Raw genomic sequence first — 18298 nt, forward strand, 5'->3', positions numbered from 1 at the left:
TTAAATCAAGGCGGCTTCTTCTAAAGAATACCTAGCCACTACTTAAATGGGAGCGAGATTAACGAAAGATTTTGTATAGGTATGTAACTTAAGTGATTGAGTTTAAAAGGCTGCGCGAGCTCTGGCGGGTTTAAGGATAGCAGCAGCTTGTGAAGGTGGCATCAATGAATTGACGCGCGCAAACAAGGGCCGGCCATTGGGATACGTCCGCTTGCGATACAGGTTTTGGGAAAAATAAATGGAGGCGCGGACCGGAATCGAACCGGTGTACACGGATTTGCAATCCGCTGCGTCACCACTCCGCCACCGCGCCTCTCTAGTGGTGTGTCGAACCGTATAGAACCACGATAGTGACCGGTCAAGGGACTTTTTGCCAACACACAGGCTCGGTGGTGCAGGCGAAGGCAATTACTTCAATTTTAAGCTTTTCTTATAATGCTGTGATGATAATGCTGTTTCTGAATAAGGTTGAGCATGCGGGGGCATGAGTGGACAGGCCGTGCGTGAGTGTAGGCCATGAGCGGGGACAGGTATGAGCGCGACTGAGAAAATTCTGGTGATTGATGACAATCCGGTCATTCTTGAACTCTTGAGGAAAATCATCGGTGGCACGGCAGAGGTGGTGACGGCGCAAAACGGCAAGATTGGCCTGATTAAAGCGCTCGAGAATAAACCCACGCTGATCGTGCTTGATATTCGCTTGCCGGACATTGACGGCCTTAAGGTGTGCCGCGCCATCAAAGCCGACCACCGCACTAAACATATCCCTGTTATCCTGATCACCGGTGAAGGAACTACCGAAGAAGCGGAGAGCATAGGCTTCGCGGCAGGGGCCGCAGACTATATCTGCAAGCCGCTCAAGCCCGCCGTTGTGCGGGCACGGATAAAAACCCAGCTTGACCTTTACCTGCGTGAAGAGGCGCTCATAAAAGCGAATGTAGAACTGCAGCGCCTGGTGAGTGTTGATTTGTTGACCACCTGCCTGAACCGTCACTATTTCCTTGGTATTGCAGATGCGGAGCTTAGCCGTATGCGCAGGCACGGCTATGCCGTAACCGTTGCCATGCTTGACATCGACCACTTTAAATCTGTCAACGATAGCTATGGCCATGCGGCGGGTGATGATGTGCTCAGGGCCGTTGGCGCCTGCATGAAAGAATGTGTGCGCCATGAGGATAACGTTGGCCGCATGGGTGGTGAAGAGTTCGCGATCCTGCTGCCGGTGGCTGATGCGGAAGGGGCGCTCACGGTACTTGAACGTATGCGTGAGCGACTTGAAGCCTTGTCGTTCGAGTTTGCCGGGCGCAATTTTGGTGTAACAGCAAGCCTTGGTATCGCTGAGGTTTATGAAAGCGACCTCAAGATCGAGGATGCGCTCAAACGAGCCGACAAGGCGCTATATCAAGCCAAGGAAGGCGGCCGTAACCGCATCGTTGTGGCGTGAGCAGTTTGCAATGGCAGCGTTTCCAGAATAACCGAAATGTAGAGTGCACACGAATCAAGGGTTGCAACAAGGCGCCCCAAGGCAGATACTTGCGTCGCAAATGTAGGGTTTATGCGAGTAAGATATGTCTGATAATCAGGTTTTGATCGTTGAAGATATTCGCGTGATGGCGAAGCTTCTGGAGTCCACCATCGCGGATTTGGCGCAGGTGAACACCGTGGAAACCGGCGAGGCTGCGCTATTGTATGCGCGGGATCATCAACCGACGCTCATCCTTCTTGATATTGTCTTGCCTGACTTGGACGGTTTTGAAGTCTGCAAAAGGCTCAAGGCCGACGATGCCACCAAACATATCCCGATCATCATCATCACCGGCCTTCATACGGAGACTGAGGACGAGACCTCCGGTTTTGCGCTGGGCGCGGTTGATTATATCCTCAAGCCGTTTGAGCGCGCGATTGTGCGTGCGCGGGTGAAAACCCAGCTCGACCTTGTGAACCGCACGCAGGAACTTGAGGCCGCCAACAAGGAGCTGGCCTATCTGGCCGCTGTTGACCCGCTGACCAAATGTTTCAACCGTCGCTATTTCATGAGCACGGCGGAAAGCGAGATTGCTCGTATGAAGCGCCACGGTACTGAGCTTGCTGTTGCCATGCTGGATATTGACCGGTTCAAGGCAATCAATGACCGTTTTGGTCATGAGGTGGGGGACCGTGTACTGGCTGAAGTGGCCGAGATTTGTGAGCAAACCCTCAGGCGCGAGGATACCCTTGGTCGTTTGGGCGGTGAGGAATTTGGGGTATTGTTCCCGTCCACAGACCATGAAGCCGCGATGGGTGTGTTGCAGCGCCTCAAAAGCCGTATCAGCCATCAGGTATCGGTGATCGCGCGGGAGACTGTGTCGCTGACCATCAGCATTGGCCTTACGGACGTGGACCCGTCGGACGAGAATATCGACGCGGCGCTCAGGCGCGCTGACAAGGCGCTCTATATGGCGAAGCGGCTTGGCCGCAACAGGGTAATTTATGAGCCCAGCACGCCGGTGGAATTACCACCGAGCACTTTCCCCATGGAAGACCCGCAGAACGGTGACTTTCGCTGAGTTGAGGTTATAGCCCCGAAGGGAAAGATGAGCGCGGCCCGTAAGACACATGTGACGGCATCGATTTGCCGCAGGAACGCACCGGGTGACCGCAGGCGGAGCGGTGTCTGGGAAGGGTTTGTGATAGAAGCAGTCGCAAAAGAGCATTTTTAAAGAGAAAACGCGTTGCCTCCGAGGGCTCGCCTATTTATAAAGCGGCAAAGCCGTATGCAGTTTATTTGAGATAGAGGTTCGAACCGTGACCGAATCAGCCGTAGCCCGTAGCCACATGATCGACTGTCAGCTTCGTGTAAACGAAGTGAATGACGAGCGTATTATCGACGCCGTTCGCGCCGTTCCGCGCGAGTTGTTTGTGCCCAAGGCAAAACGGTCTGTCGCTTATGTGGACGAAGACCTGGCAATCGGCGGCGGTCGTTACCTTATGGAGCCGATGATTTTTGCGCGCCTTCTTGACGAAGCGCAAATCGGCCCCAAGGACCTCGTGCTCGATATCGGCTGTGCAACAGGCTATTCCGCTGCGGTGATGGCGGGCCTTGCAGATGCAGTGGTGGCGCTTGAAGCTGACGCAGACCTCGTGAAGCTTGCCGAGAAAAAGCTTTCAAGTCTTGAGATCATGAACGTTGCGGTTGTTGAAGGCGCGCATGCAGCAGGCGTTGCGAAACAAGGCCCGTTTGATGTGATTGTGCTTGAGGGGGCGGTGACGGAAGTGCCCGCAGCCCTTCTCAAACAGCTTAAGGATGGCGGACGCCTTTTGTGCGTGAAGCTTGACGGCGGGCAGGGCCGTGCCCATATCGTGACAATGGAGGCCGGTATTCCAACAGCGATGGATTTGTTTGACGCGAACATCCAGCCGTTGCCGGGCTTTGAAAAAGAAGCAGGTTTTGTATTTTAAAGCAGTCTGTTAGGATGCCATGCCAAAAAATGTGGCATCTTTAATCTGGCTAGAGTTGAAGTAAAAAAGGTGATAAAAACCACCAACCCCTTGGGTAGAGGCTGATAACCCGGCTTTTGGCCAATAATAAAACAAACAGCGAGGAAACAAGGAGACGCATATGAAAAAGGGGATCGTATCACTGTTGGCAGTGACAACAGTGCTGACGGGCACTTTTAATATTTCCGCGGAAACGCTCGAAGAGGCACTGGCTGCCGCTTATGAGAGCAACCCACAGCTGATGGCTCAGCGTGCGGCACTCCGTGGAGTTGATGAAGGAATTTCTCGAGCGAAGTCAGGCTTTTTGCCTTCGCTCAGTGGCTCATATAGCTATAACGAGGGCGATGTTAAGGTTGGGAATACCCCGTCGGTAAGTACGTCTAGGGAAACCCTCGGCCTCGAAGCCAACTTGAACGTGTTTCGCGGCTTTCAGGATCGTAACGCGATTAGAAGCGCCCGCAGCAACGTGATGGCAGGCCGCGCGCAACTGCAGTCAGTGGAACAGCAGGTTCTTCTGGACGCGGTTTCCGCTTACATGAACGTGGTGCGTGATGAGGCCGTTGTGTCCCTGAACCAGAACAACGTTCAGGTACTTGAGCGTCAGCTTCAAGCGAGCCAGGACCGCTTTCGCGTGGGGGAAGTGACCCGTACAGACGTTGCGCAATCCGAGGCACGTCTTGAAGGCGCTAAATCAACGCTTCTGTCTGCACAAGCGACACTTGCCTCCAGCCGTGCACAGTATCGCCGGGTTGTGGGCCGCACGCCAGCAACGCTTGAAACACCAAATGGCAAGCCTGAACTTCCCGGTGATCTCGATACAGCTATTGAGCTCGCCATGGAACTCAGCCCTGGTGTGATTGCTGCGGAGTACGGGGAAAAAGCTGCAAGCCACGCTGTAAACCAGGCAAAAGGTACGCTGTTGCCAACGGTAGGTGTGGGAGCAAGCTGGAGCGACGTTACCAATTCCGGTGGTGTAAATGACGCAGGTGTGCCGGTTACTGACCAGAGCGAGTCTAAAGGTATTGGTGTGACAGTGTCGGTACCGCTTTATGCCGGTGGTGCGCGCTATTCTGACATTCGCCGCGCCAAGCAATTGCGCAGCCAGCGTTTGATGGAAATCCGTCAGGCTGAGCGTGTGGCACAAGAGCGTGTGTTTGTGGCATGGGACCAGTACCGCGCGGCCGTTGGCCAGATCACATCATCTGAAGCACAGGTTCGCGCAAGCGAGATCGCGCTTGAGGGTGTTCGTCAGGAAGCTTATGTGGGTTCCCGCACAACGCTTGATGTGCTGAACGCGGAACAGGAACTTCTGAACGCACGTGTGGCACTTGTGCGTGCACAGAGGGATGAGTTCGTTGCAGCCTACAGCCTTGTATCCGCAACTGGTCGCCTGACAGCCAAAGACCTTGGTCTTGGCGTCACGCGCTATGACCCGGACGCCTACACCGACAAGGTTGACAACAAATTCTTCGGGATGGGCGTGGATTAATTCACACTCATGCTACCGGGAGTAAGAACTCCCAGAAGTAGAATAAAACCCCTGCCTACGGCGGGGGTTTTTCTTTGGTTTCCATCAGTGTTTTTGCGTGCAAAATGTCACTGGTTTACTGATTTAAGAGATAAGTAAGTCTCTTTTTTTATATTTTTTGCTTACTTTTGAAACGCTTCAGCTATCATGGCAGTTATTGTTAACTACCTTTGTTAGTTTAAGAATTATTGACACGTGACTCTCTAAACGGTACCTGTGGTCTAGGGAGTTCTAACACTGGCTGGTCTATGAGCGATAACGCATCTGAAGACGAACCGACAATGGAAGAGATACTGGCGTCTATTCGCCGGATTATTTCTGATGAGTCGGACGATGAGGCAGCAGAGCCGGAGGTTGAAGAGACCTTTGACGAAGCGCCCGAACCTGAGCCGGAGCCAGATCCCGAGCCAGAACCCGAACCCATGCCTGAACCAGAGCCTGAGCCAGAACCCTGGCCCGAGCCTGAGCCGGAACCAGAGCCCATTCCGGAACCGGAACCAACTCCTGAGCCTGAACCATGGCCTGAGCCGGAACCCGAACCGGAAGAGGATGTGTTTGAGCTGACAGAGCTTGCGAGCCCAGGTGAAGTGGATGCGATTGTATCGCCGCCGGTTGAAACCCGCACAGCGGAGAGCTTTGCACACCTGACCCAAATGATGGTGGCTGGCTATGAAGGCGCGGATAACACGCTGGAATCACTGATCCGTGCGATGCTCAAGCCAATGCTGCAGGGCTGGCTGGATGAAAACCTGCCTGCCATAGTGCAAGATGCGGTTGAGCGAGAAGTGGCGCGGATCGCTCGCCGGAAATAAGCTGGTGCCGTGGCTATTAGCCCCAAGAATTCAGAGGCGCGTTCCATAAGGAGCGCGCTTTTTTGCATCTCACCGCCAGATTAATCGCCAGATTTCATCTATACGTCTGACCTTATCTAACCACTAGGTACGATCTCTGCGCTGCGGTGGTAGGTATCAACCGGTGTGGAACTTGGTTTTGGCCGAAAGTCCTTCATGACAAAGTCTTCATCGCCGGGGGTATAGATCACCTCATTGCTGATTTGAAAACCAAGGCCGCCATAGCGCACGCGGGGGTGCAGCAATAGTTGCTCACCGGGCAGGTCAATCACATACCGGAAGGGCAGGAACATGCTGGCGCCAATAAGGCCGTCCCTGTCTTCAAGCTGGCCGGGCATTGAAGGGCCAACAAAGACGGGGATGTTGCGAAACAGAAGTTTGCCAAACTTCACGATACCAAAATAGACAATGCCTTTGCGGGCTTCTTTAAGCCCTTGCCGTTCCTTCGGTTTGGTAGCGCGATCAAAATGACGGTCATTCCAAAGCACCACGCCACCCGGATAGCCTGTATCGAGCAAGAGCTTTTTCTGGGTGGGCCAGGTTTCCCAAGGCAAGCGAAACCGGTGAATGATATAGGGCGAGCCCGCTTGCATGATGAGTGCGTGCTTCAGGCGGTAATGGGGTGAGAGGTCAGTGCCGGGAGGGTAGAGTTTCATCAGCTTTTCTGACGGCACAATCTCAACCACAAAACGCCTGAGGAAATCCCGGCCGAGAATACCGGTAAACTTGCCGCCGATGTCACTGATGACGGGTTCATCGCCGCCGATGAAAAGGGTAGTTTCGCTGGTGAAACTAAACTCGCCTGCTTGGATATTTAACCTCGGAAGCCGGTACCCTGGGGCGGATGAGGCAAACGCTGGGAAGCTGATCGCCACGCCTTCGCCCCGATTGCCTGCCTGAACGCCGGAGCTTTCAAAAAGCAACGATGTGGACGCGCCGGTATCCAGCAGCAGGCGCTGGGGTTTGCCGTCAATTACAAATGCGGCATGAATGCGGTTGTCGGTCAGATCAATGGGTACTGAGGCTATGGGCGCTGACGGTGTGTCTGCCTGCAAAGGCGCAGCAAGGTACGCAAATAGCATCCACGCCCCGGCGCATAACCACCTGAGATGATTGGTCCTTTCATGTCTCATGCGCAATCTTACCACAGGCCGGGGTGGGGCCCCAATGCCACTTTAGTGAGGGCTGACGCGGAAGTGGGGAGAAAGCTGGCAGAAAACGGCACTTCGCTCTTTCGTTTTGCGTCATAATTGTGCATTGTGCGCCCCCGGTTTGGCTGTATTTTTAGCCTACTTGGAAGCATGGCTCCATCATGAGAGCCTGAGATAATGACAACTAGCGGAATAGAAGATGCTCGATAAGACATACTCCCCGGCGGATATCGAAACCAAATGGTACGAACATTGGGAAAACTCTGGCGCGTTTGAATGTGGCAAACGTGAGGATGCGGAGCCCTATGTCATCGTCATGCCGCCGCCGAATGTCACGGGCAACCTGCACATGGGTCATGCACTGGATAACAGCCTGCAGGACGCCCTTGTGCGGTTTGAGCGCCTGCGCGGCAAGGACGTGCTGTGGCAGCCGGGTACTGACCACGCGGGCATCGCAACCCAGATGGTGGTTGAGCGTCAGCTGGATGCTGCTGGTGGCTCATCCCGCAAAGAGTTGGGGCGTGATGCCTTCATCGATAAAGTGTGGGAATGGAAAGCGGAATCAGGTGGCGCGATCACCCGTCAGCTCAGGCACCTTGGTGCCAGCTGTGACTGGTCCCGCGAAGCCTTCACGATGGATGACAAGCGCTCCGCCGCTGTGCTCAAGAAATTTGTCCAGCTCTACAAGGAAGGCTTGCTTTATAAAGACCAGCGCCTTGTGAACTGGGACCCGAAGTTTAGAACCGCGATTTCTGACCTGGAAGTCGACCAGAAGGAAGTGAACGGCCATATGTGGCGGTTTGCCTATCCGTTGGCTGATGGCCCGGTTGACGGCATTTCCGAAATCATCATTGCAACCACGCGGCCTGAAACCATGCTGGGCGATGGTGCCGTTGCTGTGCACCCGTCAGACGAGCGCTATAAAAACCTCGTGGGCAAGATGGTGCGCCTGCCGATTGCGGACCGTTTGATTCCGATCATCGCAGATGAATACCCGGACCCTGAGTTCGGCTCGGGTGCCGTGAAAATCACCGGTGCGCACGACTTTAACGACTTTGAAGTTGCCCGCCGTAACGACATCCCGCTCATCAAGCTGATGGATGAGGAAGCCCGGATGATCGTCACACCTGAGAATAATGTGCCTGCGCATTATGAAGGGCTTGACCGGTTCGAGGCACGGAAACTGCTCCTCAAGGAAATTGAGGAGCTCGGTTTCTACCGCGGTGTTGAAGACAAGGTTATCGCGCAGCCGTTTGGTGACCGCTCTGGCGTTGTGATTGAGCCGATGCTGACCGAGCAGTGGTATGTGGACGCGGAAACACTGGCGAAACCAGCTATTGAGGCGGTTGAAACCGGTAAAACCAACTTTATCCCCAAAAACTGGGAGAAGACCTACTTTGAGTGGATGCGCAACATCCAGCCATGGTGTGTGTCTCGCCAGCTTTGGTGGGGGCACCGTATTCCTGCGTGGTATGCGGAGGATGGCAGCGTTTTTGTTGAAGAAACCGAAGAAGCCGCCTATGAAACCGCGCGCGCCAAGCTTGGGGCTGTCGTTAAGCTGACCCGCGACCCGGACGTGCTTGATACGTGGTTCTCATCCGCCATGTGGCCCTATAGCACGATCGACTGGCCCGATACGGACAGCGCGGTGCTCAGGAAATATTACCCCAACACAACGCTGATCACGGGTTTTGATATCATCTTCTTCTGGGTGGCGCGCATGATGATGTCCGGCATCCACTTCATGGGCGAAGTGCCGTTCAAGAATGTGTATATCCACGCGCTGGTGCGCGATGAGCACGGCGCCAAGATGTCCAAATCCAAGGGCAACGTGATCGACCCGCTTGAGTTTGTGGAGAAATACGGCGCGGATGCGCTTCGTTTCACGCTGATCGCGATGGAAGCACAGGGGCGCGATATCAAGCTCAGTGAAAAGCGTGTTGAAGGCTACCGCAACTTCGCAACCAAGCTTTGGAACGCCGCGCGCTTCTGCGAGATGAACGAGATCGCGGGCTCTGATAGTGCGACAGCACCTGAGGCATCGCTTGCGGTCAACAAATGGATCATCGGCGAAGTTGCTAAAACCACGGAGTCTGTGACGCAGGCGTTTGATGCCTTCCGCTTCAATGATGCGGCAGATGCGATCTATCACTTCACCTGGGGTACATTCTGTGACTGGTATGTTGAACTGATCAAACCTGTTTTCTGGGGCGAGGATGAAGCCCAGAAAACTGAAACCCGCCGTGTTGCCGGTTGGGTTCTGGACCAGATTCTGGTACTGCTGCACCCCTTCATGCCGTTCATTACGGAGGAACTGTGGCATGCCACCAAATCAGACCGTGCCTATGACCTAATTCATGCGGCTTGGCCTGAAGCAACTGGCGTGGATGCAGCTGCTGGCGAAGAAGTAAACTGGGCGATCAAGTTTATCTCTGAAATCCGTTCAACCCGGTCTGAGATGAACGTACCGGCTGGCGCTAAGGCAACAGCACTGGTGGTTGGCGCGAGTGACGCCACCAAAGCGCGGCTCGTAGATTTTCAGGATATGATCTGCCGTCTCGCGCGGCTTGAAAAGGCTGAGGCGGTTGCGTCAGCCGAGAGCAAGGGCGCCGCACAATTGGTTGTCGATGAGGCGACCGTCTACCTGCCGCTCGCAGACCTGATGGACTTGGACGCAGAAAAAGCCCGGCTCGAGAAGAACCTTGAAAAGATCATGAAAGAAGCTGGTGCGCTTAAGGGTCGTCTTGGCAATGAGAAGTTTGTCGTCAAAGCACCGGAGCATGTTGTTGCGGAAGCGCGGGAGCAACTCACGGACCTTGAAACACAGGCTGAGAAGGTGAAAGCCGCGCTCGCACGCCTCTGATAGCTGCTATTAAGTCAAATGTATTGGAAGGGCGCCTGTGGGCGTCCTTTTTTGTCTCAGTAGGACAGACGGTTACAAAAACGAATCAGTGATTCGCGAGAACGCCATTATAGCTTGAAAAATTCATAAAAAATTAGGGAAGCTAACTGTATAAGATTGCATTGTTTTTGAAGGTTTTCTGTACATGAAGCACGGGCCGGAGCAATGAGGACGGGGATGAAACGCAGGTTTTATATCGTAGCCGTTACGATTCTGTCTGCCTGCTTGAGCGGCGCGGGGTCTCTTCGTGCGTTCGATCATATCTCGCTTGGGGGCCCGTCTATTGAGGGTGTTTTCGCCGCTGACGGTGTGGGGCCATACTGGGAATTTTATTCGGACATCATGGCTTCCGCGCCCCACACGGTCGATATACGCCTGTTGCCGATCAAGCGATATACACGCAGCTTTTTCTCTCGTGAGGTTGATTGCCTCTATATGGTGTCAGACGACGAAATATTTTATAGAGACCACGGGGTGGATGCGAACCAGTTCCTGGCATCACCAGCGTTTAATCGCATCAATCTGCACGCCTATACTCTGGCATCAAGGCCTGTTCTTCGAAGCATGGCGGGTCTGGAAGGGAAGGCGATTGTGGGGGACGAATCCCTGCACGCCAGTACTATCGCAAAACGCCGCCTGCCGTTTCTCTCTGACATTCATTACGCTAAGACAATTGACGATACCTTTGAGCTGCTCTCCGCTGGTCGTGCGCAAGTGGTGCTGTCATACTCACTGGATGCGGAAGCATATTTTGCGCGGGTGGGGCGCCGTGATTTTCACAGCGATCCGAACTTCGTCCTCCTCAGCCTTGGGGAGCGGTTTACCTGCTGGCCATCAGACAAGGCGGCGCGCTTCATTGCCCACGTGAGCGCGCGTATCGAGCTGTTGCGCGAGCGTGGGGAGTTGAGGGAAAAATACGGCTTCTCAATACCTTGATTGGGGTGGTTACGGCGCCGCAATGATCGGGCGCCGTAAAGCTTTGATGATTATTTCCCGCGCGCTTCCGCGATAAGATAGAGGATATCGCAGGCGATGGTTGCGCCAGCAAGTGCTGTGATCTGTCCCGGGCCTTCATAGTGCGGGGCAACCTCAACCTGGTCTCCCCCCACAATATTCATGCCCCTGAGTGCCTTCAGTACATCTCGCGCATAAGCCACATTGGGCCCACCCACAACCGGTGTGCCGGTCGCTGGCGCATAGGCGGGGTCGAGAAAGTCGATATCGAAGGTTAGGTAAGCAGGGCGGTCACCCACACGTTCACGGATGCGTTTTGCCATCTCGTCCGCAGGTGTGCGCAGGCACTCAAGCCCATCATGCACCAGCATGCCGTGCGTGTCCGGGTTTGGGGTGCGCATGCCAAGCTGGATGGAATTTTCCGGCACAATAATGCCTTCCTGAATGGCGTGATAGAACATGGTGCCATGGTTCAGGTCGTCGTCCGTCCATGTATCAGAGTGTGCATCAAAGTGAATAAGCGCCAGCGGGCCGTGCAGCTTCGCGTGCGCACGCAGAAGCGGGTAGCTGATGGAATGATCACCGCCGATGGTCAGCAGCTGCGCGCCGGTTGCCAAAACCTTGTCTGCTGCCGCTTCAACAGAGGGCATCATGCGGTCCGTATAAGCCGTAAAGCCTGTCACGTCGCCAAGGTCTGCCACCTTGAACTTGTCACGGACGTGATACTCCCATGGCCACACCCCCCAAGGGAACTCAGCCATGGTGAGCGACATTTCCCGCACGCCGCGCGGGCCAAATCGCGCGCCTGAGCGGCCGGTGGTGGCCAGATCAAACGGCACGCCCATCACAGCAATATCAAGCCCTTCCGCTGTTTCGGCAAAAGGCATACGCAAAAAACTAATCAGGCCCGCATAGGGTTCCATCATGCCTTGTGACACGGCATCTGCTCCTTAAAGGATGAAAAACGAGCCTCATCTATAGGCTGAGGCTGTGTCTCAGGCAACGCCTTTACGCGTAATTAAAATACAAAGATGGTAGCATTTTCTTTTCATTTCTTATCGACAGCTGCGTGTCGCGAAGCTATTGTCGCGGCCAATATCCATGTTTGAAAAGTCCCGTCTGTCCGGAGAAGACCAGAATGCCCGAGTATCGTTCCCGCACTTCCACCCATGGCCGTAATATGGCAGGAGCCCGCGCGCTGTGGCGTGCAACCGGCATGAAGGATGACGACTTCAAGAAACCGATCATTGCGGTTGCCAACAGCTTCACCCAGTTTGTGCCCGGGCATGTGCACCTCAAGGACATGGGGCAACTGGTTGCGCGTGAGATTGAGGCCGCAGGCGGTATCGCCAAGGAATTTAACACCATCGCGGTTGATGACGGTATCGCCATGGGCCATGACGGCATGCTCTATAGCTTGCCAAGCCGCGAGATTATCGCGGATAGCGTGGAATATATGGCCAATGCGCACTGCGCGGATGCACTTGTGTGTATTTCCAACTGCGACAAGATCACACCGGGCATGCTGATGGCAGCTCTCAGGCTCAACATTCCTGCAGTGTTTGTCTCTGGTGGGCCGATGGAAGCGGGTGAAGACGATTATGACGGTGAGGTCAGGAAGCTTGACCTTGTGGACGCCATGGTTGATGCGGCCAACCCGAACATTTCAGACGAAGAAGTGGCACGCATTGAACGCAGTGCATGCCCAACCTGTGGATCTTGCTCAGGCATGTTTACCGCCAACAGCATGAACTGCCTTACTGAGGCTTTGGGCCTCAGCTTGCCGGGGAATGGCACCACCCTCGCCACACACTCTGACAGGCGCGAACTGTTCCTTACTGCCGCGCGGGTAGTGGTGCAGATCACCAAACAATATTATGAAGGCGGCGACGAGAGCGTGCTGCCGCGCAACGTGGCTAACTTCAAGGCGTTTGAGAACGCGATGACACTCGATATCGCTATGGGCGGCTCCACCAACACGGTGCTGCATATCCTTGCCGCTGCACAGGAAGGCGAGATCGATTTCACCATTGAGGATATCGACCGGCTTTCGCGCCGGGTGCCCAACCTTTGCAAGGTGGCACCGGCCACCAACAAATATCACATTCAGGACGTACACCGCGCCGGCGGTATCTTCGCGATTTTGGGCGAATTGTACCGTGCGGGGCTGATCAACGGCGACTGCACCACCGTGCATACGCCCACGATGGCTGATGCGCTCGCGCGTTATGACGTGGCCGCCAGCAATGATCCTGACCTCAGGCAGTTTTTCCTTGCAGCCCCGGGTGGTGTGCCGACACAAACCGCCTTTAGCCAAAGCAAGCGCTACACGGAGCTGGATCTGGACCGGAAAGACGGTTGTATCCGCATGAAAGAGCATGCCTACAGCCAGGATGGTGGCCTTGCGGTGCTGTTTGGCAATATCGCAGAAGACGGCTGTATCGTTAAAACCGCCGGTGTGGATGAAAGCATTCTCAACTTTACCGGTCGAGCAAGGGTGTTTGAAAGCCAGGACGCGTCGGTTGCCGCCATTCTCGGTGGTGAGGTCAAAGAGGGTGATGTTGTGGTCATCCGCTATGAGGGGCCGCGTGGCGGGCCGGGCATGCAGGAAATGCTCTACCCAACCAGCTACCTCAAGTCGATGGGGCTCGGTAAAGCTTGCGCGCTTTTGACCGACGGTCGTTTCTCCGGCGGTACGTCAGGTCTTTCTATCGGGCACGCTAGCCCTGAGGCGGCTGAGGGCGGTGCGATCGGTTTGGTGGAAGAGGGCGACATTATCGAGATATCTATTCCGAACCGGTCCATCAATGTGAAGGTGGACGCCGCCACCCTTGATACGCGCCGCGCTGCGATGGAGGCAAAGGGCGACAAAGCCTGGAAGCCTTTGAATGTACGGCCCCGTAAGGTAACCAAGGCGCTCAGGGCCTATGCCGCGATGACCACATCGGCGAGCAAAGGCGCGGTTAGGCAAATCTAGGCAGGATACCGGGTAAATGACGTTTCGCCCCGCAGTCTCGAACGACCTGGACCGCTTGTTTGCCATCTGGCATGCGGCGGTGCTGGCCACGCATGACTTTTTAAGCCCGGAACAGCGGCAGGAGATCGCCGCCGTTGTGAAAACACAGTATCTGCCAAACGCGGATTTTCTGGTTTTTGACGATGCAGACGGTGTACCTCAAGGATTCATGGGCTGCACGGACGCCAATATTGATGCGCTGTTTGTTGATCCCAAAGCCCACGGAACGGGTATTGGCACGCGCTTTATCGATCACATGAAGGCGCGGCATGAGATGTTGACGGTGCAGGTGAACGAGCAGCAACCGCAAGCTCATGCATTTTATCATAAATGTGGTTTCCGTGATGTCCGCCGTGACCCCACCGATGATGCGGGGCGGCCATTTCCGATCATTCATCTGGAATGGTCACGGTAGACGGCAATTTATCATTATTTAAGCTTTTCTTGATCGCGCTACCACGCTAGCGTGCAAAGGTTCAATTTGTCTTTTCTCTCAGGGTCGTGTGAGAAACTGGCTTTAGTATATTGAATACTATAGGGAAATTATTCGAAAAGTTATTCAGGGGGTGAATATGCAACGGCTTCCCATTCTTGATATTGTCAAGCAGTCTTTTGCGCTGCCATTCTCTCGTCCGGTCGAATTTTTTAAGACCATTGGTCTCTTCATTAGTGTGACGGTTCTCGCAATTATTGCGGCCATGATTGTTGGCATGGCGAGCGGGCTATCCCCTGAGGCTATGGCGAGTCTTGAAGAGAGCGTGGCAAATGGCGATTTTTCAGCATTAGCGGCGATGATCCCGGCACTATTGGTTGTCGTGGTTCTTGTGATGATGGTTGCGGCTTATATCTTCAACTTTTGGGTACGTGCGGGGGCATTTGGCTTTGAACACGCCCGTATCAAACCATTGGGTGCGGCGCTCTCTGCGGCGTTTGTAAATGGCCTGAAGTTTGTCCTGATCGCCATCCTGCTTGGTATCGTCAGTTTTGTCATCATCAGTATACTAAGCACGCTTGGCTTGACGAGCAGCTTCAGTGAACAGATAGCGTCATCGATGGATCAAGATCTTGCCGCGGCAACACGGGCGGGGATACTTAACCAGATTGTGTCACTTGTTGCGGGCTCGATCATCTATTCGCTTTTTTCCGCCAATCTTACACAAACGGCGATGCGGACGGATGATGAGGGCTTGAGCCATCCGCATACGGTGGATTTTGCCGTGGTGCTGATCCTTGTGTATCTGGTGCTTTTGGTGCCGGTCACGTTGGCGGGGCTCACGGGCTCTGCTGTTCTCTCGACCGTGATCAATCTTGTGCTGGGTGTTTTTGTCATGTTTGCGATTGGTGTTGCGCACGGAATTCGCTACCGCATCTGCCGGGCGGAAGAAGTGGGCGTCGATACCGGGAATACATCAAACGAATAGATGACAGCTGACCTCTAAAGGCGATTAGTAAACCCTGGGGGCCGCTGATATAGATCGAGAGCACGTGCCATGCCCCGAATTTGCCAGCCTTAATACTTTTGAGGAGCTCAATGCGGGGCATTATTTGCTACCGCAAGGGCTTGCTCATAACTGCGGTGTATACAGTGGTGGTGACTGGCATGCTGTTGTTTTCTTTCCGCTTTGCGGCGGAAAATGGAGCGGATAATCTTCAGAGCACGGGGGCTATGGCGGATGTTCTGGATATTGACTTTATCTGGCCTCGTGTAGCCTTTGTGGGCATGTTTATACTCGCGGGGGCGGTATTTGGTGTTGGTGTGTTCAATATGTGGATACGTTTTGCCGTACGGGGCATCGACGATGTTGCTTTCCCCAGCAAACGCGAAGCGGTCTTTGCTGCCATTATCAACTTCATAAAGGTCGTGGCTCTCTGGATATGTGCTCTCATTATTGCCGTGATCATGCTTGTGGTCCTTTACCTTGTGTCAGGGCTGGAACAGAACCAACTGATCGACGATTGTATATCGGCTGTACTTGTGTGTGTTGCAGGGGCAATTTTCGCTGATACGCTTGCAAAAACAGCTCTCGTAAGGGATGTGGGGGGGTGGCCCGAAGCAAGCGGTGCGATTTGTCGCGATGCTTTGGCTGCTTTGGGCCGGGAAATATATACTGATGCAGCTTTTACTGGAGTTCATGAGTCTTTTCTGGCTGAGCGTCGTATTTCTACCATAGGACATCATATATTCGGCTTGGTCAGCGGCGGCATTCGGTTACATGCAGGTGTGGCGCTTGCGTGTCTTCATTGGAGAGGACCACGACGAGATTCCCGTGAAACGTAGCGACGGGGCTTGACGCCTCACTATCTGTGAGCCATATCCGCTATCGGTTGCAGATGTCACGCAACCTGATGTGAAAGGATAGGCCGGATGAGCAAACCGCATCTTGATGGCGCATTGCGCCCCTTCATGTATGGCAAACTGCACCGCGTGACGGTGACCGGAGCCGAGCTTAACTATGTGGGGTCCATCACCGTTGACCCGATCCTGTTGCGGGCGTCCGGCTTGATGCCATATTGCGCCGTGGACGTGGTGAACATCACCAATGGGGAACGCATCACCACCTATATTATTGAAGGCACGGAAGGCTCCGGTGTTATCTGCCTGAACGGTGCTGCGGCGCATCAGTTCTCAAAAGGGGACCTAGCCATCATCATGGGCTATGAGCAGGTGCCTGCTCGCGACCTGTCGGGGCGTATCTCCCGCGCCGTGCATGTGGATAGCCAAAACCGCATCTCAAGCATCGATGAATATATCACGCCAGACCTGCATGAGTTGGGCATGCCAGCCAATAACCGTGAAGGTGAGGTATACGAGACCGTAGACGCCTGAGCGAAAAACGTGGTTTATGCTAGGGTTATTTGAAACTTGGAACAACTCACGGGGGGCTAGCTATGACGGTTTATGCAATTGCGCAGCTTAAAATTCACAATCCGGAACGGTATAGCAAATATTTCGCCGGTTTTATGGCAACTCTGGAGGGCATTGATTGTACACCTTTAGCCAATGATGAAAACCCGGCGGTGCTGGAAGGCGAATGGCATGCCGACAAAGTCTTGCTACTGGCCTTTAAAGACGCGGAAAATTTCCAGAAGTGGGCTTCGTCCGATGCATATCAAGCCATTGTGCAGGACCGGCGAGCAAGCTCAGACGGGACAGTCTTGTTGGTGCAGGGGTTGAGTTAGATAGCTAGTTCAACCCACACCGGTGTGTGGTCGCTTGATTTTTCCTTGCCGCGCGGTATCCGGTCGACCTGACAGTCTTTGAGCATATCGGCGGCTTGCGGTGACAGCAAAAGGTGGTCAATGCGGATGCCGTGATCTTTCTGCCATGCGCCGCGCTGGAAATCCCAATAGCTGTAGGCGGCGCCGGTGGGTTTGATCTGCCGAAGCGCATCAAGATAACCAAGGTTGATGATCGAGCGCAGGCGCTGCCTGCTTTCGGGCTGTGTGAGCGCATCATCCACCCATGCGGCAGGGTTGTGGCAGTCTTCATCATGCGGGATCACGTTATAGTCACCTGCCAGTACAACTGGCATTTCAAGGCTCAACAGATATTCCGCGCGTTTGATAAGGCGGTCCATCCAGCTGATTTTATAATCGAACTTTGGCCCCGGCTGCGGGTTACCGTTTGGCAGATAGATGGACGCGATGCGAATACCCTTGATTGTGGCCTCGATATAACGGGCCTGCACGTCTTCCGCCTCCTCACCGCCATCAAGCGCGGGCAGGGCACGGTGGATATCCTCAATCGGGTGTTTGGATATGAAACCAACGCCGTTGAAGGCTTTCTGGCCGAAGGTTTCTACATGCCAGCCGCGTTCTTCAAATTCCATGCGAGGAAAATTGTCGTCTATGCTTTTGATTTCCTGCAGGCAGGCAACATCAGGCGAAAATTCATCAAGCCATTCAAGAAGACGTGGCAGGCGTGCCTTCACGCCATTGATGTTGAAGGTCGCAATTTTCATATGCCTGATTGCCTTTTAGATCGCAAATGAGGTGCCGCAGCCGCAGGAAGATGTGGCATTCGGATTTTTTACCTGGAAGGAAGCGCCGACAAGGTCTTCCACAAAATCAACTTCCGAGCCCATGAGATAGAGAAGGGACATATTGTCCACAAGCAGGGTAACCCCGTTGCGTTCAACCACTATGTCATCGTCTTTCTGCTCTTCATCAAAGTCAAAGCTATACTGAAAGCCGCTGCAGCCGCCACCAGAGACCGAAAGCCGAAGCTTCAGGTTGGGGTTGCCTTGCTGGGCAATCAGCGCCGCCACGCGGTTTGCCGCGTTTTCGCTGAAGCCAACAGGGGGTGCTTTTTCAGGTGTGCTCATTTGATGCTCATACTCGCTCATGTAAAATCTATGGTCCTTATGTAGGCATGCGCACGCGCCGCGTCAATTCACGAGGTTGTGGAATGTTGGATTT

17 protein-coding genes and 1 tRNA gene are annotated in these 18298 nt (G+C 54.2%); 13 read left to right on the plus strand and 5 right to left on the minus strand.

Annotated elements, in window-relative coordinates:
- Positions 1-239 precede the first annotated feature (239 nt).
- Positions 240-313, minus strand: a tRNA-Cys gene (locus tag ACOOGA_RS17580).
- A gap of 219 nt (positions 314-532) precedes the next feature.
- Here ACOOGA_RS17580 and ACOOGA_RS17585 point away from each other — a divergent pair.
- The 5 genes from ACOOGA_RS17585 to ACOOGA_RS17605 all read left to right on the plus strand — a co-directional run bounded on the left by ACOOGA_RS17585 (position 533) and on the right by ACOOGA_RS17605 (position 5817).
- Positions 533-1444, plus strand: coding sequence for a diguanylate cyclase (locus ACOOGA_RS17585; protein WP_417461955.1), 912 nt, complete (start codon positions 533-535; stop codon positions 1442-1444).
- A gap of 124 nt (positions 1445-1568) precedes the next feature.
- Positions 1569-2546, plus strand: coding sequence for a diguanylate cyclase (locus tag ACOOGA_RS17590; RefSeq protein ID WP_417461954.1), 978 nt, complete (start codon positions 1569-1571; stop codon positions 2544-2546).
- Positions 2547-2784: 238 nt separating this feature from the next.
- Positions 2785-3438: a protein-L-isoaspartate O-methyltransferase family protein gene (locus ACOOGA_RS17595; protein ID WP_417461953.1), complete on the plus strand. Its 654-nt coding sequence runs from the start codon at positions 2785-2787 to the stop codon at positions 3436-3438.
- 160 nt (positions 3439-3598) lie between these two features.
- Positions 3599-4966, plus strand: coding sequence for a TolC family outer membrane protein (locus ACOOGA_RS17600; RefSeq protein WP_417461952.1), 1368 nt, complete (start codon positions 3599-3601; stop codon positions 4964-4966).
- 287 nt (positions 4967-5253) lie between these two features.
- Positions 5254-5817 carry a DUF2497 domain-containing protein gene (locus tag ACOOGA_RS17605; RefSeq protein WP_417461951.1) on the plus strand — a complete coding sequence of 188 codons (564 nt, stop codon included), beginning with the start codon at positions 5254-5256 and terminating at the stop codon, positions 5815-5817.
- Between the two features lie 116 nt (positions 5818-5933).
- On the opposite strand, the gene ACOOGA_RS17610 is transcribed toward ACOOGA_RS17605, so the two are convergent.
- Complete coding sequence (locus ACOOGA_RS17610) at positions 5934-6938, minus strand: retropepsin-like aspartic protease (RefSeq protein WP_417461950.1); 1005 nt, start codon at positions 6936-6938, stop codon at positions 5934-5936.
- A 268-nt stretch (positions 6939-7206) separates the two neighbouring features.
- Here ACOOGA_RS17610 and ACOOGA_RS17615 point away from each other — a divergent pair, with 268 nt between their 5' ends.
- On the plus strand, positions 7207-9870 hold the full coding sequence (locus tag ACOOGA_RS17615) for a valine--tRNA ligase (RefSeq protein WP_420429134.1): 2664 nt from the start codon (positions 7207-7209) through the stop codon (positions 9868-9870).
- Positions 9871-10086: 216 nt separating this feature from the next.
- On the plus strand, positions 10087-10845 hold the full coding sequence (locus tag ACOOGA_RS17620) for a hypothetical protein (protein WP_417461948.1): 759 nt from the start codon (positions 10087-10089) through the stop codon (positions 10843-10845).
- A gap of 50 nt (positions 10846-10895) precedes the next feature.
- Here ACOOGA_RS17620 and speB read toward each other — a convergent pair whose 3' ends face one another.
- Positions 10896-11801, minus strand: a complete 906-nt coding sequence (gene speB / locus ACOOGA_RS17625; protein ID WP_417461947.1) for an agmatinase — start codon at positions 11799-11801, stop codon at positions 10896-10898.
- Between the two features lie 200 nt (positions 11802-12001).
- Here speB and ilvD point away from each other — a divergent pair, with 200 nt between their 5' ends.
- The 6 genes from ilvD (at position 12002) to ACOOGA_RS17655 (ending at position 17059) form a co-directional block, all read left to right on the plus strand.
- Positions 12002-13840, plus strand: coding sequence for a dihydroxy-acid dehydratase (ilvD, locus tag ACOOGA_RS17630; protein WP_417461946.1), 1839 nt, complete (start codon positions 12002-12004; stop codon positions 13838-13840).
- Between the two features lie 16 nt (positions 13841-13856).
- A complete protein-coding gene (locus tag ACOOGA_RS17635; RefSeq protein WP_417461945.1) occupies positions 13857-14294 on the plus strand; it encodes an acetyltransferase in 438 nt (145 codons plus the stop codon).
- Between the two features lie 157 nt (positions 14295-14451).
- Positions 14452-15300 carry a hypothetical protein gene (locus ACOOGA_RS17640; protein ID WP_417461944.1) on the plus strand — a complete coding sequence of 283 codons (849 nt, stop codon included), beginning with the start codon at positions 14452-14454 and terminating at the stop codon, positions 15298-15300.
- A 179-nt stretch (positions 15301-15479) separates the two neighbouring features.
- The gene (locus tag ACOOGA_RS17645; RefSeq protein WP_420429136.1) at positions 15480-16157 is read left to right on the plus strand and encodes a hypothetical protein; all 678 of its coding nucleotides are present in this window, start codon (positions 15480-15482) and stop codon (positions 16155-16157) included.
- 87 nt (positions 16158-16244) lie between these two features.
- Entirely contained in the window at positions 16245-16706 is a 462-nt protein-coding gene (gene panD, locus ACOOGA_RS17650; RefSeq protein ID WP_417461942.1) for an aspartate 1-decarboxylase, read from the plus strand.
- 62 nt (positions 16707-16768) lie between these two features.
- Entirely contained in the window at positions 16769-17059 is a 291-nt protein-coding gene (locus ACOOGA_RS17655) for a DUF1330 domain-containing protein (RefSeq protein WP_417461941.1), read from the plus strand.
- Here the strand turns inward: ACOOGA_RS17655 and xth are convergent.
- Both xth and erpA read right to left on the minus strand, forming a co-directional pair.
- Entirely contained in the window at positions 17056-17841 is a 786-nt protein-coding gene (gene xth, locus ACOOGA_RS17660) for an exodeoxyribonuclease III (RefSeq protein ID WP_417461940.1), read from the minus strand. The genes ACOOGA_RS17655 and xth overlap by 4 nt on opposite strands.
- Before the next feature lie 15 nt (positions 17842-17856).
- On the minus strand, positions 17857-18225 hold the full coding sequence (erpA, locus tag ACOOGA_RS17665; RefSeq protein WP_417461939.1) for an iron-sulfur cluster insertion protein ErpA: 369 nt from the start codon (positions 18223-18225) through the stop codon (positions 17857-17859).
- Between the last annotated feature and the right edge of the window lie 73 nt (positions 18226-18298).

Source organism: Kordiimonas sp., assembly GCF_965216265.1.
Classification (GTDB): domain Bacteria; phylum Pseudomonadota; class Alphaproteobacteria; order Sphingomonadales; family Kordiimonadaceae; genus Kordiimonas.